Genomic DNA, 24,252 nt, shown 5'->3' on the forward strand with positions numbered 1-24,252 from the left:
CTTCACGGTGTTGCAAGGCTGGTATCGGCGTGCAGAGAAAAGGTTGCACCATCTTGCCCGATTTGTTCCGACTTAATAAAACTATCTATACCATCTAATCTTGCTTCAACAAGTGGGTTCTCAAACTTAACGTTAACGCTCCAGCTGTCCACAGACTCAGTATTATTCAGCGACACTTTATTACTAAAGGAACAGCCGCCAATACAAGCCCCACTAGCAAAAGATACCTGTTCAAACCCAAGGGCAGCTCTTAAAGCAGAATCAATATTGATCCGACCCGCCCCCTGCCAGAAGGGACTGGCTTTTTCCACCCCCAAACGAATGTCATCTGTTGCGGTTGAGGTTAATGCCGACTTGATTTGCCCCACACTCCAATCTGGATGTTGTTGTTTTAATAATGCCACTGCCCCTGCAGCCTGAGGAGTCGCCATACTCGTTCCTGTCATTAGTCCAAATACAACGTCATCCTGCTTTACTGAAGTGCGGGAGGTAGATAAAGGCAATCCCCCAAAGCTAAAAATGTCAGGCGATAGTGCAGACAAAACGTGGGTGCCCGGCGCAGATAAATCCGGTTTTAACACTGCCGGATTATTGTTGGGGCCGGTTGAACTAAAAGGATGCATCATATCCACAAACTGGGGCTCCACATGCGCCTTAAATGTCGCGTCCAGTGTTGCGATGTTTTTACCGGTATAGGCCAGCTCAAATAACGCCAGCCCCGTTTCTCTGGACACACCATAAACGGGAATGACATATTCGCCCTCTAATGGCACAAAAGGTTCGATGGTTGCCATTCCAAAAGCACCGCTTTGATAAACCAACACAGCACCACCACCGGCGGATTTCACATTTTGCGCAACCTGTTCAAGCGTACACATATGGCGGTAATCAACCATAACCAAAGCGTGTTCAAAAATAGCAGAATTAAACGGTGTGCAACCATCATCGGCTAACGGCGCAATGCTGTTTAGCGATGCTAACCTGAATTCAGTCGAGGCAAGTGAATAATGATTATCCCCTGGATAGACAGGGTAGTTTTTTGCAGAAACCTGTAACGTTTGCCCAAAGTAACGGCCATGAGTCGTGTTCGCCACTGCAATACCCGACTCGATACAAGCCGGGCAATTTATGCTTTTACCCTGAGCTGAATGCACATCGTTTCCTGCGGCATTCACCATAACCACTCCCAGAGCTTCTGCATTGGCAAAAACCTGACTAAAAATCGAATTGGCCGGATCAGCTGCAGCGGCCGCCCCCAGGAATTATTGATAATATCAGCGCCGTCTTTTACCGCCAGTTCCAGCGCCTCCAGCAACATGGTATCCGTACCGGTTGCCGCGCCGCCAGGCTCTACGTACAAGGCTTTATATATCATCAGATAACTGGCAGGTGCGACACCACCAACTTGCTGATTGACACCATTAAATTCGATATTCACCGGGGTTCCCAGAGCAATACCTGCCACATGTGAGCCGTGTCCATTAAATCCAAGAGGACTCATATGCTCCTTTTCGTAAACCCATAAACCATGTTGAGCAGGGTCAATCCAACGTGCCACAATCAATTTTTGATTACAAAACTGTGGGTCACCATTTTCACTGCGACAATAGTCAGGGTGTTGTTTAACGTAGGCGTCGTCAGGAATCTGCCACTCTGATACAGATCCGTCGCTAAACATGGGGTTATCATTACGTATCCCGGTATCAATCACCGCAATTTTAATACCTTTACCAGCTAGTTGCTGTCCCCCCACCAGACTCCACGCCTGCGGTGCTTTTATAACCTGCTGCCCCGGCGTCGCGCTGATGTAACGCTTTTTTACAGGGTAAACAGCCTTTACGCCAGGCAAACTTGCAAGTTTGGCAGCTGATGCACGACTACTTTTGACTGCCAATCCATTAAATAAAAACTGATACTGATGCTCTATCTGCAAGTCCGTAATGTGAGCCTTTGCTACTGTTACAAATTTCTGCTGTGCCCGACTAAGCTCCGCGACATAGGCCAGTTTTAACGCCTGAGCAGAAGAATTAACTTTTGACTGTTTTGCACTTGCAGATTGCGATTGCATAAAACGGCTAAGTGGTGCTTTTTGTAACTGCACAAAATAGCGGTCAGCAAGCACTTGTGTATTAGGTTTATGGTCAGTGCCCGCAATACTTTTTGGCATTGCCCGCACCTGTGCAGGGAGTAATTCAGTGCTTTGCACATGTAATGTCACAATGGTAAATAAAAGACATAACTTACAGATAATTTTCACTGTTCTTCTATACGGAACATTAATCACTTTCAGATTCCTTCCAAAAACAAAATTGCACATTTTTCAGTCAAAATTGTGCATGAGTTTTAGGGGATTAACCTGAACAAATCTTAATCAATTGTAATTTTGTGTAATGCTAAAACCTACCATTTAAACTCGATTTGAAAAGGGATAAGTCCCCCTTCTACAGGGTAATTCTGCATATACAAAAATTAATCATGAGTAACTACTGCACACCACTGCCTGTCTGTAGTAGTATTATTTTACAAGCACTTAACAACTATAAATAAAGCTAACTATCTGAATGCAAAAACAAAAACCGGAACTTTCATTTTGGCAGATATGGAATTTATGCTTTGGATACTTTGGCATTCAATTTGGCTTTTCCCTGCAAAACGCCAACTTCGGGCGCATTTTTGAAACCCTGGGCGCCAGTTATTCCAACATGGCCATTTTGTTTGTTGCCGCCCCTATTACCGGCCTGATTGTACAACCACTAATTGGGCACATGAGTGACCGCACCTGGAATCGATTTGGGCGGCGCAGCCCTTACTTTCTCGGTGGGGCATTAGCGGCCAGCGCTGCACTATTTATCATGCCCAACTCCCCAATGTTGTGGGTGGCAGCCGGCATGTTATGGATTATGGATGCCTCAATTAACGTATGTATGGAGCCGACCCGCGCGTTTGTGGGGGATATGTTGCCCAAGCAACAACGCCCCCTGGGTTATGCCATGCAAACCCTGTTTATTGGCATAGCATCAGTTATTGCATCGGCATTACCCTGGCTTCTGACCAACTATTTTGGAGTAAGTAATAGCGCCGCTGCGGGTGTCATTCCAGACTCGGTTAAATACGCGTTTTATAGTGGCGCCAGCATCATGTTAATTGCGGTTGGCTGGACTTTTTTCACTACCCAAGAATACAGCCCGGAGCAACTCAAAACCTTTGCTGAAAATGATAATGAGGAAAACTGCCGTCAGGCATTAAGCCAGGATAAACGCAGCGCAACTGAGTTTATTAAAGCCGGTAAAAAGTGGGTTATTGGTGGACTGATTAGCGCCTTGGCAATGCAAATTTTCATTCAGTATTTACATAACGGCGTATTTATTTTGGCCCTATCAGCAGTGGCATTTGGCTTGTGTCAGTTTGCAGCAGGTTACCTGCTGGAGAAAAACGCTGAAAATGGTTTTACTCATATCATGCAGGATTTATTTGCCATGCCGCCCACCATGAAAAAACTTGCCTCAGTGCAGTTTTTTAGCTGGTTTCCGTTTTTTGCCATGTGGGCATACCTAACCGCGGCCGTTACCTCTTTTCATTTTGGCACGACAATCCCTACCGATGAGGCCTACAACCAGGGCGCCAACTGGGCGGGCATGCTGCATTCAACCTATAACGCTGCGACTATTTTGGCGGCGATTTTGATTCCACTAATGGTGCGTCGATTCAGCTTGCGTTTTGCCCACATCATTAACTTATGTTTGGGTGGTCTGGGCTTTATTTCATTTGCCTTTATTCAGGATCCTGACTGGTTATTGCTGGCAATGACAGGCGTGGGTTTTGCGTGGGCATCAATACTGGGTATGCCTTATGTACTGCTTTCTAACGCCATTCCTTATCAAAAAATGGGCGTGTATATGGGCATTTCCAATTTATTTATTGTGTTGCCACAAATAGTAGCCGCAAGCGTATTGGGCATGATGGTGCATAACTGGTTTAACGACCAACCTATTTATGCGATTGTGGCTGGCGGCGTCAGTATGCTGATCGCCGCCCTGCTCACGTTGCGGATTAAGGATGAATAACGGCTTTTAGGCCAATTGCCCTTAATGCCGGATGTTAACCAGAATATATAGAAGCGAAAATTCAGTCGCCATTCAGCCCGGTCAACTTACTCTTTAGCCATGATGCATTCAGGATACGAATAGAAACGTCACTTTTATCAGTTTTTGCTGACCAGAAAAATTAAATTATCTTTTTATAATCAACATCTTTCACGTCAGCCAAAGATAGGAGTAAACTAAAAAGGAAAATAATAAATCAACGTTAAGGCAGTATCTGCGCCACAGAAATTAAGAGGACATATGTTTCGCACCACATCAATAATGAACAGTTTAACGCTATGTGCTTTTCTGTTGATGTTTGTTACATCCTCAGCCCTTGCTTTGCCAGAACAAAAGCAGCAACAACAAAAACGCCAAATTCAGCGTGATCCGCCCAAAGTGCAACAGCGACGCGAGCACATTGATCGTTCACAAGCCATTCAGCGTGCACGACGTGAAACACAGGGACGGGTACTAAAAGTCAACCAGAACCGGGAGCGTTTCCAAATTAAAATGTTGCAGAAATCAGGCCGGGTGCGCTCCATTCATGTTGACAAGCACTCAGGTGAAGTCACCAATCCTAAACCCAGAACCAAGGATAATCGGTAATGAGATTGCTGGTAGTAGAAGATGACAGCCGTTTATTAATGCAACTGGATGCATTTTTAAGACAAAGTGGCTTTAGCGTGGATTTAGCCGATAACGGCGAACATGGCTTATTCCTTATTCAGGAATATCCTTACGACCTAGCCATCATTGACATTGGTTTGCCTAAAATTGATGGTCTTGAACTGATTCAACAGGCACGTAAAAACCATGTGAACTGCCCTATTCTTATTTTGACTGCCCGTGATCGATGGCAGGAAAAAGTCGAAGGATTAGACAGTGGTGCCGATGATTACCTGACAAAACCCTTCCATAATGAAGAATTACTGGCTCGGGTTAAAGCCCATATTCGTCGTTCATCAGGTCAATCTAATCCGCTTATTGAAAAAGGCCCATTGGTACTGGATACCCGCGCTGAAGAAGTAAAAGTCAATGATATATCAATTGATCTCACCGCCTACGAATACAAAGTGCTGGAATACCTCGCGCTAAATCCGGATAAAATCGTGTCTAAAACCGAATTAACCGAGCACATTTATGATCAGGATTTTGATCTCGACAGCAATGTTATCGAAGTCTTTATTGGGCGTTTACGTAAAAAGCTCGATCCACAAAATAGTTTTAATCCCATTGAAACAATGCGAGGACGTGGTTACCGCCTGAATCGTCACCTGTGAAAAAACTCTCACTTAAACGCCGCAGTACCATTGCCGCATTAATTGTGGTGTTTATTTTTATTCCATTAACTGCACTAACGCTGGAACAGGCTTTTGTAAACAGCTTAACCCAATCCATGTATCAGCAACTTAGCATTCAGAATCTGGGTTTGATTTCTGAATTTGAACTTGAAGACGGCGAAGTTCATATGCCCCAATTGCTGTTCAATGAACAGTTTAACTTACCGGATTCAGGCACATATGCCTTTATCAATATGCATCTTATCCCCGCCTGGCAATCGGCATCCTCAATAGAATGGAAATCGCCTCCGGTACTCGAACAACCGGCGGTAGGCGATGAAATAAGACAAGTTATTATCCTCGATAATGAAGAATATTTTCAGTACAGCTATACCGCAGAATTCGAAGATAATGATCTGTATTTTCCAATTACCTTCCATATCCTGCAAAGTAAAACCGTATTTAATATGGAAGTTTCTAACTTTAGGCAAACCCTGTGGTACTGGATGGGTATGATCGCGTTTTTCCTGATATTTACTCTGGTGTTTAGTTTATCTGCGGCATTGCAGCCGATAGGTCATTTAATTAAACAACTCCAGAAAATAGAGCAAGGTCAGTCTGACAATATTTCAGGTCACTATCCAACTGAATTGGAACACCTTAAATCGAACATAAACCATCTGTTGGCGGTCGAACAAAAGCAACGTTTGCGTTATCAACACAGTTTAAGTGACCTCGCACATAGTTTAAAAACGCCATTGGCAGTATTAACCAATATGCAAAATATGCCTTCCGATGCAAATGCCCCCTTGCAACAAATTAAAAATCAAATTGAAAGGCAATTAAAACGTGCTGTAGGTGGCAAAGGTACAGGCTGGAAACAAGCGGTTGATGTACCGCCGGTGTTAAATCAACTGGTCAATGCAATGCACAAAGTTTATCAACATAAGTCGCTATCAATCAGTTTAAAAGCTGATAAACAATGCCGCTTTTTGGGTGATAAAACCGATTTACTGGAATTATTAGGTAATGTGATCGATAACGCCTGTAAAGCAGCCAGACACAAAGTGCAAATTGCAGCTCAACAAAACGAAAATCAGTTACTGATTACGGTAGAAGATGATGGGCCAGGGATCCCATTGCAACAACGTGAAGCTATGATGGACAGAGGCGCCCGGTTAGATACCTATGGCGAAGGTCAGGGTATTGGCATGGCCATCGTGGCAGACTTACTTTATGCCTACGATGGCCAGTTTGATGTGACAGAATCAATCCTGGGCGGAGCCAGAATTATCTTAACGTTTGATTCCTGATTTATTTGGCATCGGGCTTTTCCAACCCTAAATTTTCTGAACCTAATAAAGTCGCCAGCCATCGACTATCGTTATTACTTTCCAGCGCGATTTTAACAATCATGGTCAACGGTACTGATAACAACATTCCCACGGCCCCTAACAACCACCCCCAGAAAATCAAAGACAGAAATACGACTAAGGTTGATAAACCCAGTCCCCTCCCCATAAACTTTGGCTCAACAACGTTGCCCATTAGCATATTGATAAATACATATCCCAAAGCAACAATCCCCGCCTCAGCACTGCCCAGTTGCACCCAGGCCAGCAATACCGCAGGAAGCGCCGCAATAATTGAACCAATATTAGGCACATAGTTGAGTAAAAACGCGAAAACCGCCCACAACATCACATGGTCAACACCCACCGCCCATAATAATAAGCCTGCCAGTACACCCGTTGCTAAACTGACACCGGTTTTTATCGCCAGATAGTTTTTTACTGATAATAAAAATTTGTCGATATGCTGCATCTTCATTGCTGGGTCATCCAGCGCTATGTGTACCTTACGCGGAAAACTCTCTGCCTCAAACAACATAAATACCACGGTCAACAAAATGAGCATAAAGTTAGCCATGACACCACCGAGTCCACTTAACAAATTACTCGCCAATCCCATTGCCATGCCTGGATCAAACTGGGTCATCAGTTGTTTTTTATCCAGCTGAATATCGAGCTGTTTTAGTTGTTCGGACACCCACACAATTTTCCCGCTTAATGCCTCCTGATACTGAGGCAACTTATCGCTGAAGTTATTCATCGACTGTCCGACTAATGCCGCCAGCACCATTCCAAGAAACACCACCATCAGGATCACACACATAATGGATAACCAACGCGGTACTTTGTAGCGACTGGCCAGTTCAATCAGCGGATAACAGGAAATGGCGATAAAAATGGAAAGTAAAAACGGAACCAATAAGGTGCTGGCTGTTTTTATCCCTGCTAAAACAATGACAACGGCTGCCATAATCAACAACATTCGGGTGGGTTTGGTCATAATAAATCCCTGAATTTTAACTAAGTTTAACCTACCAGATTCCCAATGCAGTTAACATTATCTATTTGATATTAGAGCCTTCACTTTACGAATTTGATACACTTTGACTCTGTTTACCAATACGGAATCACTATGCTCAATCAGGACCTGGCCACTATACGTATAAAAAATCTTCGTTTACGTACTTTTATTGGTATTAAAGAAGAAGAAATTAACAACAAGCAGGATGTAGTGATCAATATTAAAATCCAGTATCTGGCTGAACAAGCAACCCAGTCTGAAGATATCCATGACGCATTAAATTACCGTACTATCACCAAAAAAGTGATAAGTCTGGTGGAAAATAATCGTTTTTCGTTACTGGAAAAACTAACAGCAGAAGTACTTTCCATTGCCAGCCAACACGAATGGGTGACGTTTGCCGAGGTTGAAATCGATAAACCTCACGCTCTGCGCTTTGCCGATTCAGTTTCAATGAGTCTGTCTTACAATAAAAAGTGATCTGATTACTTAAATATTACGTACTGACACTAATATAAATCACCTGAACCAGTGTACTGCGTTCAGGTTTTACTACATATTAACTTCACGGAGTGGAGTTTTATTTGCATGTCAGACGTACCGTAAAAGAGGGGAAAACATATTCGGACGTTCATCCAACTCTGGGCTCTTCATGTTCAACAAACGCTTAAAGAACCAATTAATTGAACTACAACAAGTCAATACCAACCAGCAGGCATATATAGAATCCATCCGCAATCATGTGGCTTACATTGAATTTACCCCAACAGGAGAGGTGACATATGTTAACTCACTGTTTTTAAATGTGGTGGGCTATTCACAGCAAGAGATTGTTAATCAACATCACAAAATATTTTGTGACCCCGCATACGCTCACAGCCAGCAATATAAACAATTTTGGCGCGACTTGGCTGATGGCAAAGTGAAACAAGGCTTGTTTAAACGATTAGACAAACAACAAAATACCCTGTGGCTGGATGCAACTTATTTTCCCGTTGTTATTAACGGCAAAGTACAAAAAGTAGTCAAGATTGCCTCAGATAATACTACTCATTATACCCACTTACAGCGCCAGCTGTCAGTGGCTGAAGCCTTGGATAAAGCACTGGCGATAATCGAATTTGAACCGGATGGTCATATTATTACCGCAAATAAAAACTTTTTAGAGACTATGGGTTACGCTCTGAGAGACATCCAATCTAAGCACCATCGCATGTTCTGTCATGAAGCCTTCTATCAGGAGAATCCGGCTTTTTGGCAACAGTTAGCCGGTGGTCAGTACAAACAGGGACAATTTGAGCGTAAAAATGCTAATGGCGACAGTATATGGCTGGAAGCAACCTATATCCCCATTTTTGATGATAACGGTCAGGTCTGTAAAATCATTAAATTTGCCAGTGATATCACTGAACGAATTAATCAAAATCAGGCGATAAAACAAGCCGCAGAAATTGCCTATCACGCTTCAAATCACACAACAACTTTGTCACAGGATGGAAGTAATCTATTAAAGGATACTATTGATTATTCACGTAACATTGACCATCAGGTAGAACTTGCAGTTGAGTTAATTGAACAACTCAATACTCAGTCCAGCCAGATTAGTACAATTGTATCAACCATTACCCAAATAGCGGATCAAACCAACCTGCTTGCATTAAATGCCGCAATTGAAGCCGCCAGAGCAGGAGAATCCGGCCGCGGTTTTGCAGTGGTAGCAGATGAAGTCAGATTACTGGCCTCGCGAACCACCAGTTCAACCGATGAAATTGGTGATGTTGTTAAACACAATCAACAATTAACCAGTAATATCACTAGGCAAATTTCATCAGTGGCCCAGTCGGTGAAAAAGAGTAATGAACTGATTTCGGATGTATCCACTGTGATTGAAAAAATCGCAGGAAGCGCACAAAACGTTACCGATACAGTGTCATCATTATCGATAGACAGGAAAGCGGGCTAAAAAGCCCGCGTTTTGAATATTTACACTTAGAACATATTACGCAATAAATGTGCAGTATTAAGCGACAGCAGTCGCCAACAACTTGCTGCACCTAAAGCACCCACCAAGCCAGCTCCAATAAGCGGTGCCTGCCACCAGAACTGCCAGTGAAATTGCGATTCCATTTCGAATATCTGGCTTTGCAATAAATATAATGTCAATTCATTAGCCGCAGCGGCCATCAAGCCAGCGACAAGTCCGATGATGACAAACTCAAAAATCACACTGAGGCGAATTAAGCGCCCTTTTGCCCCCAAAGTACGCAAAATGGTTAGCTCCTGCTGGCGCTCATCCATGCTGGCTTGTACTTGCGAAACTAATACTAAGGCACCGGCAATGAGTACCAACACCAGGATAAACTCCACGGCCAGTGACACCTGATCAATAATTTCGCGCAACTGGTTAATCCGCGCATCCACATCAAATAAGCTGATACTGGCAAAAGGCGCCAATAACTGGGTTAACAGCGCTTTATCCTGACCATCTAAATAAAAACTGGTGACATAGGTTGCGGGAAAATCCTGCATGGCCTGAGGCTGTAACACAAAGTAGAAATTAGGCTTCATGCTTTGCCAGTTGACTTCTCGCAAGCTGGTCACTTTGGCTTCCAACACCCGTGCACCGATATTAAAGGTCAGCACATCGCCGAGTTTAATATCTAAACGTTCAGCAATTTTTTGCTCAACAGACACTTCCAGCTCATCACTTTGTCCAGAGAACCACTTACCGGCAACCAGTTTGTTACCATCCTGAATTTGATCAAGCCATGTCAGGCCCGCTTCACGGCCCAAGCCACGACGGCCGCGATTTTCAGTGTCGTCGTCATCTTTTGATACAGCCGTGCGCACCATTTCACCATTGACTGCCGCCATACGGCCGCGGATAAGCGGGTACAAATCGCCGGTTTTAACATTTAAATCAGCAAAGTGTTGTTTTAGCTCAGGTAGCTGCTGCGCGGTAATATTGGCAATAAAATAATTTGGCGTATCCTGTGGTAGCTGTGCACGCCACTGTCCAATCATATCGTTGCGCATCACCAGTACCACCAATAACAATAATAATGTAATGGAGAAACTAATTAACTGGACAGCATTGTCCATAGAGCGACGTCGAATGCGCGCCCATGCCAGTTGCCATGCACTGATCCGCCCCTGCCCCAATTTGTGACCTAAGCGAATTAAAACAAAGGTAAACGCAATTAATCCCAATACCAGCAATATGCCGCAACCAAATAAAATCAGGCTCATTTTCCAGTCACCGCTGAAGATCAGCATCAGTAGAAAAATCGCGCCGCCACAACTTAATAGTTGAATGGATTTCGAACTTAAATTGGCACCGATATCACGACGTAATACACGCAATGGCGGCACCGAAAACAAACGCATCAAGGGATACATGGAAAATAACAAGGCACAAATGAAACCGGTAAAAACCGCCATTAATATCGGCTGCCAGTACCAACCGGATAAATCCACGCTAACTTTATCGGCAACAGCCTGGATCACTAACTGTTGAACAGCAAAACCAATCACTAAACCAATGGCGATGGCACTAAAGGTAATTAGCAACAGTTGTACCAGATAAATTTTTTGCACCGTTGCACGACTTGCGCCCAGTGTTTTCATAATGGCGACAGGATCAAAGTGACGCTGTGAATAACGCTGAGCGGCTACAGCAATCGAAACCGACGCCAGCACAATTGCTAATAAACTTGCGAGCAAAAAGTAGCGCTCGGCGCGTTTTACCGAACGACCAATGGCCGAGTCATCATCTTCAATAGAACGCCAGCGGTGTAATTCACGATTAAGATTCGGCGTGATCCAGTCATCGTAATCAGACAGTTGCGCCGCGGTTCCCGTAAAGAAATAACTGTACCCAATGCGGCTGCCCGGTCCATCCAAATGGGTCGCGGCAAAATCCTGCATCGACATCAGCAATAAATGGTCATTTCCAAAGACACTAAAACCCCGATCAGGGATATCTGCTACCACACCGCCAATTTTTAAAACGGCATCACCTATTTCGATATCGTCGCCCAGATTAACCTGCAGCACTTGAAACAAGCGTGAATCAATCCACACTTCTCCGGTTTTAGGTAATGTGTCGGTTTCCTGTGGTGGTGCAAACGGTGTCACGCTGATTTTTACTTTGCCTTTTAGTGGATAGTGATTATCCACTGCACGCACATCAACCAATTGCATCTTGTTGTTAGCAAAGACCATAGAGCGAGTGTAGCGTTGCAGTGCCTGATTAAGCCCCAGCTGACTCGCTTTTTGTAACCAGCTGTCCTCTACTTTTTTTGACGACACCAACTCACGATCAGCAGCAATAAACTCAGCGCTTTTCTCAGTCAGAGCAGATTGCAATCGGGCACTGAATAAAGACAAAGACAACACGGCTGACACTGACAGCACGATGGCAAATAAGATAATGGTCAGCTCACCGCGGCGCATTTCGTGTCGGAACAATCGCCACGCAAGATTAGCCCACACGTTGCGCCTCCTGCTTAATGGCTTCGCTCAACTGGCCTGCCTGCATAATTAACTGACGGTCACATTTTTGTGCCAATTGTGTATCGTGTGTTACCAAAACTAAGGTCGTACCCGACTCACGGTTTAAGCTAAATAAAAGCTGTTCTACCTTTTGGCCGTTTTCCGCATCGAGATTACCGGTCGGTTCATCGGCAAACAATATTTTGGGTTTACAGATAAAGGCGCGTGCAATAGCTACTCGCTGCTGCTCCCCACCACTTAACTGATTAGGATAATGATCGGCCCGGTGCGATAATCCCACTTGCTCCAGAATGTTTTTTGCGTGCTGTTCAGCATTCTCCAATCCGGCTATTTGTGCCGGCAATAGAATATTCTCTAATGCAGTTAAACTTTGCACCAGCATAAAAGCCTGAAAGATAAATCCCACATCCTGTCCGCGCAATGTTGCTCGCTGTTCTTCATCCATTTTATCCAGACGCTGACCATTTAATTCAATTTCGCCGGATGTGGCTGTATCCAGACCAGCCAACAAACTCAGTAAGGTTGACTTACCTGAACCTGAAGCCCCTACTATCGCTACAGTTTCACCAGCTTCAATCGAAAAACTTATTGGTTTTAATATTTGCAATGTACCGTCACTGGTTGGTACTGTTTTGGTCAATTCGCGGGTTTTTATCATTGAATCGAGGATCCTTTTAATGCGCAGTAAAGCATTGATGATGTGTTTATCTTTTTGTCTGTTTTTTAGCTTCAGCCTGCAGGCGCAACAGCAAAAATTACTCGTACTTGGAGATAGCCTAAGCGCAGGTTACGGGGTGACGCAAGAGCAAGCGTGGGTAACTTTGTTACAAAATGCGTGGAAAAGCGACAATATTCAAGTGGTTAATGCGGCAATTAGCGGAGACACAACGGCTGGTGGTCTGGCGCGTTTACCCGCGCTGCTTAAGCAGGAAAAACCCAGCCATCTGTTACTTGAGCTGGGCGGAAATGACGGATTGCAGGGTTATCCGGTAGCTGAAATGAAATCCAATCTGGCCAGTATGATAGAGCTTGCAAGAACCCAAAATGTAAAGGTGATATTGCAGCAAATGCAAATCCCCACTAACTACGGTAAACGTTATACCCAGATGTTTATGGCAGTTTATCCAGAACTGGCGGAGCAATACGATGTGCCTTTGTTACCCTTTTTGTTGCAAGAAGTAGCGCTAAACCCTGACTTAATGCAAAAAGATGGCATTCATCCCAATGCCAAAGCACAGCCTATGATATTAAAATTTATGCAGACACATTTGAAACCACTGCTCAGTCAGTAAATGAAAACAAATTTGCTAATTTTCCAGCTAATACTGCGATAGTTATCTATACTATTCACACTAACAAATCCTATCGTGGAGTCACTAATGGAAGTCAGCAACAGCAGCGCTACGACGTCATTGCGTAATGAACAAGTTCAGCAAATTCAGGGCCCACCAAGCCAGCCTGAACAATCTGAATCAACGCAGCAAACACCATCCTCTTCGCCACAACCCAATGAGCGTGTAGGCAGTATTATCAACACCACAGCGTAGCAGTTATAACCACTCTTAAATTTGCATAAATTTACCGTGCAAATTTATCACTATCATCAATACTTGTTTAATATCAGTAACTAAGAGCCGCTATACAGGGAATTATTATCATGCAGCTTGCTCGTTATCTTCTGTTGTCCTGTTAAACAGCCAATTATGCAACCCAGGCACAGTGCAACATTCACCACGCGATGTAAGAACGCAGTACGAAGATCAGGAGAGTGGCTAAGTTCTCAACTGGCATATGTGCTGGTGTCTTTACTGGTGTTAGTTCCAGCTTTGTTTGTGGGCTATTACGTATACCATGTTGATTATCAGACTTTTCAGCAAAATCAGCGCAATCAGGTGTTTGACTCATTAAGTACAGTGCGGGCTAAACTTGAAGGTGCAATTAACAAAAACCTGCAAATAGTTAATGGCTTAGTCGCAATTGTCAGTACAAATCCCAGCATCAGCCAACAAGAGTTCTCACGTCTGGCGGCTTATATCCTAAATGAGGATGATGAACTACATAGCATAAGCCTGGCGCCCGATATGGTTATTCAGTTTATTTATCCGCTGGAAGGTAATCAACAAGCCATTGGTCTGAATCTGGCACAGCATCCCAGCCAAAAAAGCGAAGCGATAGCGGCAAGAGATTTTCGTCGCACCATAGTGACAGGGCCAGTTACATTAGTTCAGGGAGGTAACGCTTTTATTAGCCGGGCGCCTATTTTTACTCAGGATGATGGAGGTGAAGGACAATTCTGGGGATTGGTATCCGCAGTAATAGATGCGGACAAATTATTTAAGCACGCAGAGTTGTCAAATGTCGCATTGCCACTTTCAATCGCAGTTCAAAGTAGTGATATTGACGGTAACAGGCATACTTTTTTAGGTGAAGGCTCTGTCTTTGACGCAGACCCGATTCTGATGCAAATAAATTTGCCCTACGGAAGCTGGAAAGTAGCCGCGACGCCCCAAAACGGATGGGCAACCTCATCCCCCACCGCCATGAACTCTCTACTGACAATTGTAGCTATTACGACCTTTATTCTGGCTCTGTTACTGTACCTGACTTACTTATCCAAGTTGCGTCGTCAAAATGAAAGCCGTCTTCAGGGATTATTTGAGATGTCTCCTATCGGCATCGGATTAAATGACTATGAAAACGGTGATTTTCTTGATGCAAATAAGAACCTGTTGGAATTCACCGGTTATACCAAAGACGAGTTTATGGCACTTAGTTACTGGGAAATTACACCACAAAAATTTCAGAGCAAAGAAGAACAGCAACTGGAATCATTGCGTCAAACCGGCCGGTATGGCCCTTACGAAAAAGAGTATTTTCATAAAGACGGACATCGGATTCCGGTATCCCTGAATGGCATGTTAATCACAGATAATAGTGGTAAGAAACTAATTTGGAGCATTATCGAAAACATATCGTCACGTAAAGAAACAGAAAAAAAACTAATCGAACAGCAACAACAATTAACCACAATTATTGAAAATACCGCGGTAGGAATGTGGGATTGGGATCTGGATAAAAAAGTTATCACCGTCAATAACCGCTGGTGTGACATTTTAGGTTATTCGCTGACCGAACTTGCCCCATTAACCCCCAATAAAATTGAACATTTCATTCATAAAGACGACTTACATCTACGGGCCAGACAGTTAGAAAAACATGTCGCAGGTCAACATCATCACTTTGTTTGTGAATACCGCATGCTGCACAAGGACGGACACTGGGTATGGGTAATGGATTCGGGCAAAATTGTACAATGGAATGGCGATCTGCCAATCCGTATGGTAGGTACTTTGCTGGATATATCCGAACAAAAACAGACCACTGCGTTAATCAGCCAGCAAAGAGAATTGCTTGAAGAAATAGGGGCAGTCGCTCTAATTGGTGGGTGGGAACTTAATTTGTCAGCCCTGGATGAGCCAGTACTGGATGACTTGCTTGACCTTGAAATAACCTGGTCAGGCATGGCCGCACAAATTCATCAGGAGCCAACCGACAAAACCATCACCCTGGCACAAAGTTTTAACTACTTTAAACAACCTGAACAGCTTAAACGGTTAAAAAATGCGTTTCAGTCGGCATTAACAAAAGGCCCTCCCTGGAGTCTGGAACTTGAACTGACGACACATTCGGGTCACAAAGTCTGGATCCAGCACAGTGGGCAGGCAGTTGTACAAAATAACCGATTAACCCGGTTATTTGGTTCGGTGCAGGATATCCATACCCGTAAACAAGCTCAGTTATCCGATGAAAAATCTTTACGTCTTAATCGAGCCATATCAAGGCTGATTACTAACCCAGCAGTGATGAATAACAACTGGTTTGAAGCCAGTAATATTGTTATTAAAAAAGTGGCGCAGGAACTTCAACTGGAACGCAGTAGTTTGTGGTTATTTAATCACCAGGCAGATCAACTTGATGGCGTCTGTTTATATGACAACTCCACTGATCAATTCACTACGTGTGGGCAATTAAACAAAAAAGATTTTCCAAATTACTTTAGCTATATGCAACAAAATACACTGGTTGCGGCAGATGATGTACACACCCATGAAGCAACCCAGGATTTTGTTGGAAACTATATTGAGCAGCACAAGATTGGAGCGATGCTGGATGCCGTTATTCCGGGTGGAGACACAATTACAGGAATACTATGTGCTGAACAATGTCACCGTCCCAGACACTGGGAGCGCGCAGAAATATTTTTTATCAGCACAGTTGCCACGTTACTTGGAAATCTGTACGCCACTCACAAAATGAATGAGGCTCAGACTGCAATGAGTGTGGCTTTAGAGCAAGCACAGGACGCAGCTAAAGCTAAAAGTGACTTTTTAGCCATGATGAGCCACGAGATACGCACACCTATGAATGGCATTATCGGCATGCTTGATTTATTACAAAAGGATATTCAGGGTAAAGAAGCAATACGCAAATTAACCGTAGCAAGCCAAAGTGCCACTTCTTTGTTATCACTGCTCAACGATATTCTGGACTTCTCAAAAATCGACGCTGGCAAGATGCCACTTAATACCTCTCGATTTAATATATTTGAATTGATTGACGATACCACCAATTCTTTGGCTTATATGGCTGAACAAAAACAACTAACATTAGTTATCCAAACCAAAGATGTTCATCATCCGGTGCTCGAAGCCGATGCCGGCCGTATACGCCAATTACTGGTAAATTTAGTTGGAAACGCGATTAAATTTACTGAGCAGGGATTTGTAAAAATTGAATGCGCAACCCACGAAATCGAATCTCATATAGAACTTAGTGTTAGCGTAAGCGATAGTGGTATCGGCATTGCCAAAGACAAAATTACAACGCTGTTTGATCCTTTCATTCAGGCAGATATTTCGAGCACAAAACAATACTCAGGAACGGGACTGGGACTCGCAATATGTAAAAACCTTTGCCAGCTGATGCATGGCGATATTGATGTGAACAGTGAACTGGGCATAGGCAGTAAATTTCATTTCCATTTGTTAACAGACAAAGCTGATGTTCAGAGCAATTTAATGCGTTATGTACCTGAGGTAATTCAGTCAGCTAGTGTTTTGTTACTAAGCGATAACCCCTATCGCATTGAAAATCTTAATCAGTATTGTCAGCATTGGTCACTGGCTAATGACCACTTTGCTTCTGCTACCGAACTGTTTAACTACATACAACAACAATCAAATAACCAGATTAATCTTATTTTTGTAGATGCAACATTGTTAAATGAACATGATCCGGCAACAGATGAATTTGAAAAACTCTCCGCCGATCCACAAAACCTTATTTGTATTATTGATGCACTCAGTCATAACACTACCCTATCCTCCACACATCATCTTTACTGGCCGCTAAGTACCCCAAAACTGTTTAATGTATTTCAGTCTATGCAGCGTCAATTAAGTGGTCGTCATGGTCAGGAGCAATCACTACCAGTGGTGACAGACCAGAGAACATTACGCAATAAACATATTTTGCTGGTTGAAGATAATAAAATTAACCAGGAAGTGGCACTGGCGATGCTGGAAGACATAGGTATTAGCGTTAGCATTGCAGAAAATGGTCAACAGGCACTGAGCATGTTTAAAAAGCAGCCGCAATCGATAGACTTAATATTAATGGATTGCCACATGCCGGTTAAAGATGGGTATCAGACAAGCCGTGAATTGCGACAAGGAAAAGCGGGGAAACTGGGGCAGTCGGTTCCGATTGTAGCAGTAACAGCTAACGCTATGTCTGGCGATGATTTAATTTGTATTGAAGCAGGTATGAATGACTACCTTAGCAAACCAATTAACAGAGAAGCTCTGCACAATAAATTAATAAAATGGCTAATTGATGATGATTGGCAAACAACCAAACAGTCTGCGACTGAAGAGACTGAAGAACCACCCAATCATAACCAGCTACATGACTGGGATGAACAGGCGGCACTTAACAAAGTACTGAACAAACAAAGTATCCTGATCAAACTGGTCACCCATTATCTCGACCAACTCCCAGACAACCAAAAGAAAATGCGCAAAGCCATTGATACAAAAGACTGGCAACAACTGGCATTTACCGCTCATAGTCTTAAAGGGTCCAGTGGACAATTAGCAGCGGACCGCTTGTATCAGTTATGTATGCAACTGGAACAAACAAGCAAACAACAACAGTCGGACATTATCCCGTCATTGTTTGAGGAATTTGAACAAGCAGTCGATGCACTGAATCAACAAATGCATGCTTATCTGCAACGCATGCAAAATCTGGCATAAAAAGCCCTTCAGGAGGCAATGCAATGCCGCAGGCGCATCAGCACTAACAATTAATATCCCAAATAACGTATTAATTTAATGTCATTTATCGCTTTTTACTGCATTTCAACTCACAGACTTTTTAGGCACATTATTTGCTGTTGAACACGAAACATCAGGATTTTTAGTTTTAGGAGTACACAATGCGCAAATGGCTACTGGCTTCCGCCATAATGTTGGCAATGCAAACACAGGCCGCTGATACTGAAGAATTTATTGGAAAAATTACCAATATTTATTTGGGCAAAACCGGCAATGTCAAAATAGGAGTCAAACTGGCAGATGAGGAATACCTGAGTTGTAAAAGTGAAACCTGGCCATTCTATTTTGCAGCAAATGAAAGTTACTCCAAAAGCTGGATCGATATGGTTTTTCAGGCACGTTATTACGGCAGTACATTACGTATCGGTTATACCCCCAGCGAAGAAAACAACTGTGATATAGAATACCTGGCCATGGTTTCCGATGATGGTGTCGACTCAGGTGGTGGTGATACCAATTCAATGGTACGTACAGGTGCATATGGTAACGTTGCTTTGGTTAACACCAATAGCCTGACCGAATCCAGTTATTCAGCCAGTGACTATTACAGCGGAGATTATCCAGCTGCAGCGTTTGATGGATACATGTACGCAGATAAAATCAATGATGATGCGGATGAAAAAATCAGTCGCGGTATCTGGATGGTGAAAAAAGAGGTTGATGAAAGCACGGGTCTCAACAAAGATATCTGGCTGCAAATAAGTTACGAAAACACAGTTAAACTCACTGGTATGCGTTTTATGATCAATGCAAAATCTCTTAAGCTTGGCCGTTTGCCCCGTAATATTATTATTCAGGGCTCAAATGACGGTTCAAACTTTACCAATCTGCAATCGGTACAATTAAGTCAACTGGCCGATCAGGGAGTATCATTCAATGCCGCTATTAACGTACAGCATTTGCGTTTATTGGTACAAAATAATTTCGGTGATGACTTTGTTGAAATCGACGAAATTGAACTTTATTCAGAATAATCAATAAAAAAGGCGGTCAATGACCGCCTTTTTTAAAATTTAACGTACAAAAAACCAGACAGATATCCCTGCCCGCTCACCGCACTATCAGATTAACTTATTGAATTGCCTCAGATTGTGACACTGATAATTCAGTGAAACTTTGAGCATCAGCCTTGGCACCAAATACGGCAGACAATACCAGCAGCACCACAGCAAACACCACTCCAAACAACCCAAATCCTCTATCTGTACGATTCATAAACACTCTCTTTGTGTAATTATTGTTTTTTGCGCTATAAATCAAAAACTTGTAACTGTTCAGATACTAAACAGCATTTTTGCATATTACAATAGGGATTTAATGTAAACCGCTAATTTTATTAAAATTTAACGACAATTTTGCAATTTAACCAACAGCAAAGATCAAATCTGACGACTAAGATAAAAAAACGGTGCCAATTGGCACCGTTAAAAAGAAGTGTAAGCATTCAGCTTAAAAGGGATTAAACAACAGAGAAAAACGTAAGCTCCCGCATTTCCTCTGTCTAACAGACCCATTTAATTCAATTTTAATTTCACCTTATCCCACAAATACTCGCGCATTACGGAACATTCTCACCCAGGGACTATCTTCCTGCCATTCATCCGGATGCCATGAATTCGCAACACTACGGAAAACACGCTCAGGGTGCGGCATCATAATAGTGGCACGACCATCTTTAGACGTAAGGCCTGTGATACCACCAACCGAACCATTTGGGTTAGCCGGGTATTGCTCCGTTGGCTTGCCATAGTGGTCAACAAACTTCAGTGAAACTGCATTGGCCTGTTGCGCCGCATTTACCACATCAGCTGAGGCAAATTCCGCATGACCTTCACCGTGAGACACAGCAATCGGCATACGAGAGCCTGCCATACCAGCAAACAAGACAGAAGGTGATTCCTGTACCTCAACTAAAGAGAATCGCGCTTCGAAACGTGCCGATTTGTTTTGTACAAAGTGCGGCCATAAATCGGCACCCGGTATCAGAGATTTAAGGTTAGACATCATCTGACAGCCGTTACACACACCTAGCGAGAAGGTATTATCGCGATGGAAAAACTGCTCGAACTGCTCTTTCGCCATTTGATTAAACAGAATCGATTTAGCCCAGCCTTCCCCGGCACCTAATACGTCACCGTAACTAAAACCACCACAGGCGACTAAACCGTGGAAATCATCGAGCTTGATACGACCCGATAAAATATCGCTCATATGCACGTCAATGGCACTAAAACCGGCGCGATCAAATACCGCTGCCATTTCAACATGTGAGTTGACACCTTGCTCACGCAAAATGGCCACTTTAGGGGCAATACCTTTGGCAATATAAGGTGCGGCGACATCTTCATTCAGATCAAAGCTTAATTCTGAGTGCAGACCAGGATCTTGTTGATCGAACTTGGCATCAAACTCCTGTTTGGCGCAATCAGGGTTATCACGTAACGCCTGCATGCGATAGGTTGTTTCTGCCCAGATGGTGCGGAACTCGGTGCGGCTCGCTGCCAATACCTGCTGACCACTGGCGCTAAAACGTATCTGATCATCGGTATTTAACGAACCAATATCATGTAAACAACCGGCTAAATCGTATTTTGCAAAACGCGCTTTAACCTCATCCACGTGCTCAGCTTTAACCTGAATCACAGCGCCTAATTCTTCGTTAAACAGCGCAGATAAATTGTCACCTAATGCGAAAATATCAATATCCACACCACAATGTCCAGCGAAGGCCATTTCGGTAACTGTCGTGAATAAACCACCGTCAGAACGGTCATGGTATGCCAGTAATTTTTTCTCAGCCAGCAAGGATTGAATCGCATAGAAGAAACCATTCAATAGCTCAGGTTTATCCAGGTCCGGCGTGGTATCGCCCAGTTGTTTATAAACTTGCGCTAAACAAGAGGCACCTAAACGGTTTTTGCCCTGACCTAAATCAATCAGTAACAGACGTGTCTCACCTTTGTCGGTACGCAGCTGTGGCGTCGCTGTTTTGCGCACATCCTGCACTCGACCAAAAGCGGTAATTACCAGTGATAAAGGCGCAGTGACGGCTTTATCATCCCACTGAGTTTTCATCGACATCGAGTCTTTACCCACAGGAATCGTTAAACCTAATGCCGGACACAATTCTTCACCCACCGCTTTCACTGCAGCATATAAACCGGCGTCTTCACCTGGGTGACCAGCAGCAGCCATCCAGTTGGCGGATAATTTAATGTGTTTCATATCACCAATATCAGCAGCCGCGATATTAGTAATCGCTTCGGCCACTGCCATACGCGCTGATGCAGCGTAATTTAATAACGCAACCGGGGTACGTTCGCCCATCGCCATGGCTTCACCATGGTATGTATCATAGGCAGCCGCGGTAACTCCTACATCGGCTACAGGCACTTGCCAGGGACCAACCATTTGATCACGGGTAACTAACCCCGTAACCGTGCGGTCACCAATGGTAATTAGGAAGGTTTTTTCAGCAACGGTCGGTAACCGCAAAACACGTTCTGCAGCATCTTTTAAATCAATATTATCTAAAGATAATACTTGTCCTGTCGCCTGCTGGCTTTGCACATCACGGTGCATTTTAGGTGGCTTGCCTAACAATACGTCCAAAGGTAAGTCGATGGGTTTATTATCAAAATGACTGTCATTTACGGTTAAGTGTGGTGCGATGGTCGCCTCACCCACTACCGCATACGGCGCGCGTTCACGGGCACAAATATCTTCAAATAACGCCATATTTTCCGGCGAGACAGATAATACATAACGTTCCTGAGATTCGTTACACCAGATTTCCAGTGGAGACATGCCAGGTTCATCATTATTTACATTGCGTAATTCGAAATGACCGCCACGGCCACCGTCGTTAACTAATTCAGGGAAGGCATTGGATAAACCACCAGCGCCTACATCGTGAATAAACTGAATGGGGTTGGCATCACCTAATTGCCAGCAGCGGTCAATCACTTCCTGACAACGACGTTCCATTTCCGGGTTATCACGCTGAACCGACGCAAAATCTAAATCTTCATTTGACTGGCCAGAGGCCATTGAAGATGCCGCGCCGCCACCTAAACCGATATTCATCGCCGGGCCACCCAGTGCAATCAGTTTCGCCCCCGGTGTAATTTCACCTTTTTGAGTATGAGATTTACGGATGTTACCCATGCCACCCGCCAACATAATTGGCTTGTGGTAGCCACGTATTTCATCACCGTTGTGGCTAGTTACTTTTTCTTCAAAGGTACGGAAATAACCGGTAATAGCCGGACGGCCAAATTCGTTATTAAACGCAGCGCCGCCCAACGGGCCGTCAATCATAATATCCAGTGCGGATACAATACGCTCTGGCTTGCCAAAATCGGTTTCCCACGGCTGTTCAAACCCCGGAATACGTAGGTTAGAAACGCTAAAACCAACCAATCCAGCTTTAGGTTTTGAGCCACGCCCGGTGGCACCTTCATCACGAATCTCACCACCAGAACCAGTTGCTGCACCGGCAAAAGGCGCAATCGCTGTAGGGTGGTTGTGGGTTTCGACTTTCATCAGAATGTCGATATCTTCATGGTGATAGTTATATTCACCGCTATCGGCATCAGCAAAGAAACGACCGGCAAACGAACCTTCCATTACCGCCGCATTATCTTTGTAGGCGGAATGCACATTATCGCTGCACATTTCATAGGTATTTTTAATCATTTTGAACAACGACTTAGGCTGTTGTTCACCATCAATGGTCCAGTCGGCATTAAATATTTTATGGCGGCAGTGCTCTGAGTTAGCCTGCGCAAACATGTACAGTTCGATATCGTGAGGATTGCGCCCTAAAATCATGAAATTGTCGTACAGGTAATCAATTTCATCATCAGCCAATGCCAAACCTAAATTGATATTGGCGCGCACTAATGCCTCTTTGCCCAGCCCTTTAATGTCCACTTCTTTAAGCGGTGCTGGCTGATCATGACGGAATAGCTGATTAGCATCATTTAGCTCAGTTAACACACTTTCAGTCATGCGATCATGAATTAACGCTGCAACCTGTTTAATTTGCTCATCAGTAAGCGCCACGTCGCTTTGTACAAAATACGCACAACCGCGTTCCAGACGTTCGATATGTGCTAATCCACAGTTATGAGCGATGTCTGTCGCTTTGGATGCCCAGGGAGAAATCGTACCTAAACGTGGCACCACCAGAATTAACTGACCGGCAGGCTGATGCACTGACATACTTGGTCCATAGGTCAGTAGCTTTTCAACCACTGCCAGTTCGGCCTCGTTTAATGACTGTTTTACATCAACAAAATGATAAAACTCAGCGTAGATGTCAGAGACAGGTAAATTCTGAGCAGCAAATTGTTCAAGCAGTTTTTTAACACGAAAATCAGACAGCGCTGGCGCACCACGGAGAGTCAACATAAAGGCGATACCATTAAGTTAGTTGGGGGATCATTTATGGCCGCGAATTATACCCTATCAGCACCTAATTAAGCCAGTTAATAAGCCGCTTAAAAATATGATTATCAAGGACAATTTTCGCACTAACCCATTTACGATTTAATTATATTTTGGCTGGAAGTCGGCTCTGATTCAGTTCACAATGTA

Annotated in this window: 17 protein-coding genes and 1 pseudogene; 11 read left to right on the top strand and 7 right to left on the bottom strand. The window is 43.7% G+C overall.

Annotated elements, in window-relative coordinates; all coding sequences use genetic code 11:
• Nucleotides 1-2: 2 nt before the first annotated feature.
• Together H8B19_RS19165 and H8B19_RS19170 are read right to left on the bottom strand one after the other, a co-directional pair.
• Nucleotides 3-1,178, bottom strand: coding sequence for a S8 family serine peptidase (locus H8B19_RS19165; RefSeq protein ID WP_186507768.1), 1,176 nt, complete (start codon nucleotides 1,176-1,178; stop codon nucleotides 3-5).
• A complete protein-coding gene (locus tag H8B19_RS19170; protein WP_186507769.1) occupies nucleotides 1,172-2,167 on the bottom strand; it encodes a S8 family serine peptidase in 996 nt (331 codons plus the stop codon). The genes H8B19_RS19165 and H8B19_RS19170 overlap by 7 nt, the downstream gene beginning before the upstream one ends.
• A 394-nt stretch (nucleotides 2,168-2,561) precedes the next feature.
• On the opposite strand from H8B19_RS19170, the gene H8B19_RS15325 reads away from it, so the two are divergent.
• From H8B19_RS15325 to H8B19_RS15340, 4 genes are all read left to right on the top strand, one after another.
• Complete coding sequence (locus H8B19_RS15325; RefSeq protein ID WP_186507770.1) at nucleotides 2,562-4,064, top strand: MFS transporter; 1,503 nt, start codon at nucleotides 2,562-2,564, stop codon at nucleotides 4,062-4,064.
• A gap of 279 nt (nucleotides 4,065-4,343) precedes the next feature.
• Nucleotides 4,344-4,691, top strand: a complete 348-nt coding sequence (locus H8B19_RS15330; protein WP_186507771.1) for a PepSY domain-containing protein — start codon at nucleotides 4,344-4,346, stop codon at nucleotides 4,689-4,691.
• On the top strand, nucleotides 4,691-5,365 hold the full coding sequence (locus tag H8B19_RS15335) for a response regulator transcription factor (RefSeq protein WP_186507772.1): 675 nt from the start codon (nucleotides 4,691-4,693) through the stop codon (nucleotides 5,363-5,365). The genes H8B19_RS15330 and H8B19_RS15335 overlap by 1 nt, the downstream gene beginning before the upstream one ends.
• Nucleotides 5,362-6,678 carry an ATP-binding protein gene (locus tag H8B19_RS15340; protein ID WP_186507773.1) on the top strand — a complete coding sequence of 439 codons (1,317 nt, stop codon included), beginning with the start codon at nucleotides 5,362-5,364 and terminating at the stop codon, nucleotides 6,676-6,678. Before H8B19_RS15335 ends, H8B19_RS15340 begins: the two co-directional genes overlap by 4 nt.
• A gap of 1 nt (nucleotide 6,679) precedes the next feature.
• Here the strand turns inward: H8B19_RS15340 and H8B19_RS15345 are convergent, their stop codons facing one another.
• A complete protein-coding gene (locus H8B19_RS15345; RefSeq protein ID WP_186507774.1) occupies nucleotides 6,680-7,717 on the bottom strand; it encodes an AI-2E family transporter in 1,038 nt (345 codons plus the stop codon).
• 132 nt (nucleotides 7,718-7,849) lie between these two features.
• Here H8B19_RS15345 and folX point away from each other — a divergent pair, with 132 nt between their 5' ends.
• The 3 genes and pseudogenes from folX (at nucleotide 7,850) to H8B19_RS19305 (ending at nucleotide 9,701) form a co-directional block, all read left to right on the top strand.
• On the top strand, nucleotides 7,850-8,218 hold the full coding sequence (folX, locus tag H8B19_RS15350) for a dihydroneopterin triphosphate 2'-epimerase (RefSeq protein WP_186507775.1): 369 nt from the start codon (nucleotides 7,850-7,852) through the stop codon (nucleotides 8,216-8,218).
• 172 nt (nucleotides 8,219-8,390) lie between these two features.
• Nucleotides 8,391-9,158 (top strand): annotated as a pseudogene (locus H8B19_RS19300) (PAS domain-containing protein); the annotation flags it as partial.
• A gap of 63 nt (nucleotides 9,159-9,221) precedes the next feature.
• On the top strand, nucleotides 9,222-9,701 hold the full coding sequence (locus H8B19_RS19305) for a methyl-accepting chemotaxis protein (RefSeq protein ID WP_422121165.1): 480 nt from the start codon (nucleotides 9,222-9,224) through the stop codon (nucleotides 9,699-9,701).
• A 26-nt stretch (nucleotides 9,702-9,727) separates the two neighbouring features.
• Here H8B19_RS19305 and H8B19_RS15360 read toward each other — a convergent pair whose 3' ends face one another.
• Entirely contained in the window at nucleotides 9,728-12,193 is a 2,466-nt protein-coding gene (locus H8B19_RS15360) for an ABC transporter permease (RefSeq protein ID WP_186507800.1), read from the bottom strand.
• Nucleotides 12,194-12,221: 28 nt separating this feature from the next.
• The gene (locus H8B19_RS15365; protein WP_186507777.1) at nucleotides 12,222-12,911 is read right to left on the bottom strand and encodes an ABC transporter ATP-binding protein; all 690 of its coding nucleotides are present in this window, start codon (nucleotides 12,909-12,911) and stop codon (nucleotides 12,222-12,224) included.
• Nucleotides 12,912-12,930: 19 nt separating this feature from the next.
• Here H8B19_RS15365 and H8B19_RS15370 point away from each other — a divergent pair, with 19 nt between their 5' ends.
• The 4 genes from H8B19_RS15370 (at nucleotide 12,931) to H8B19_RS15385 (ending at nucleotide 19,625) form a co-directional block, all read left to right on the top strand.
• Nucleotides 12,931-13,545: an arylesterase gene (locus H8B19_RS15370; RefSeq protein ID WP_186507778.1), complete on the top strand. Its 615-nt coding sequence runs from the start codon at nucleotides 12,931-12,933 to the stop codon at nucleotides 13,543-13,545.
• Between the two features lie 87 nt (nucleotides 13,546-13,632).
• Nucleotides 13,633-13,800 (top strand): hypothetical protein, encoded by a 168-nt coding sequence (locus tag H8B19_RS15375; protein WP_186507779.1) that lies wholly within the window; start codon nucleotides 13,633-13,635, stop codon nucleotides 13,798-13,800.
• 156 nt (nucleotides 13,801-13,956) lie between these two features.
• Entirely contained in the window at nucleotides 13,957-18,570 is a 4,614-nt protein-coding gene (locus tag H8B19_RS15380; RefSeq protein WP_186507780.1) for a PAS domain S-box protein, read from the top strand.
• Between the two features lie 182 nt (nucleotides 18,571-18,752).
• Complete coding sequence (locus H8B19_RS15385) at nucleotides 18,753-19,625, top strand: hypothetical protein (RefSeq protein ID WP_186507781.1); 873 nt, start codon at nucleotides 18,753-18,755, stop codon at nucleotides 19,623-19,625.
• 97 nt (nucleotides 19,626-19,722) lie between these two features.
• Here H8B19_RS15385 and H8B19_RS15390 read toward each other — a convergent pair whose 3' ends face one another.
• Both H8B19_RS15390 and purL read right to left on the bottom strand, forming a co-directional pair.
• On the bottom strand, nucleotides 19,723-19,866 hold the full coding sequence (locus H8B19_RS15390; RefSeq protein ID WP_186507782.1) for a hypothetical protein: 144 nt from the start codon (nucleotides 19,864-19,866) through the stop codon (nucleotides 19,723-19,725).
• A 321-nt stretch (nucleotides 19,867-20,187) separates the two neighbouring features.
• On the bottom strand, nucleotides 20,188-24,066 hold the full coding sequence (gene purL, locus H8B19_RS15395) for a phosphoribosylformylglycinamidine synthase (protein ID WP_186507783.1): 3,879 nt from the start codon (nucleotides 24,064-24,066) through the stop codon (nucleotides 20,188-20,190).
• Between the last annotated feature and the right edge of the window lie 186 nt (nucleotides 24,067-24,252).

The organism is Neptunicella marina, assembly GCF_014270035.1.
Taxonomy (GTDB): Bacteria; Pseudomonadota; Gammaproteobacteria; order Enterobacterales; family Alteromonadaceae; genus Neptunicella; species Neptunicella marina.